Source organism: Seminibacterium arietis (assembly GCF_042675725.1).
GTDB classification, from domain to species: Bacteria; Pseudomonadota; Gammaproteobacteria; order Enterobacterales; family Pasteurellaceae; genus Seminibacterium; species Seminibacterium arietis.
In genome coordinates, this window is record NZ_JBHTJN010000016.1 from 1 (window position 1) to 776 (window position 776).

General features: G+C 43.3%; 1 protein-coding gene. It reads left to right on the top strand.

Annotation, left to right across the window (positions count from 1 at the left end):
- Nucleotides 1–174 precede the first annotated feature (174 nt).
- The coding region (locus ACFQ02_RS08165) for a DUF4376 domain-containing protein (RefSeq protein WP_380821613.1) at nt 175–776 on the top strand (602 nt) is incomplete at its 3' end.

Below are 776 nucleotides of genomic sequence, written 5' to 3' on the forward strand. Positions count from 1 at the left end.
GAAACCGAAATCACTATCACCCCATTAATAGATAAAGATATAGGCAGTTGGAAAGACAGTTGGCGAGATAGAACCGCTGTAATCAAAGAAGTAATTGCCTTAGGCGGTGAAGAATTTAACCAAGAACACCCAACAGAATCAGAAAGTACTATTGACGACTTTTAAGGAAAAATCATGAAAATCTACTTTCAAAAACACAACTTAAACAACTATCAAATCTATCCAGAACCGCAAGACAAAGCAAACTGGATAGCACAAGACATCAATGAAAGCGAACTTGAAAGCCATGTATTAGTGGAATTTAACGGCAATTATCAATGGGTCGAAAAGTCCGCCGATCCGCTGGCACGTTGGAACGGAAACGGCTGGACCGTGGACGAAGAAAAAGCCACCGCACTTTTACAGCATGAACGCGAACAAATATGCGAAAAAATCAACCAATACCGAGACGACCGCACCGCAGGCGGTGTCTACATCAAACCGCTCAACAAATGGCTAGATAGCGACACCGAAAGCAAAACCAAAATATTAGGCGTGAAAATGGCAATGGACGCCAACCCAAAATTAAAAATAAATTGGACCTGTGCCGACAACAGCGAAATAGAACTTGACCGCAACGGCTTAATGGCGGTTATTCAAGGCATATTAGAAACCGAAAACGCCAACCACCACACCGCACGCCAACACAAACAAGCGGTAATGCAAAGCCCAACTCCTGCAAACTACAACTACCGCACAGGCTGGGCAGAAAACTACAACGACATTAAGGAAAAAAC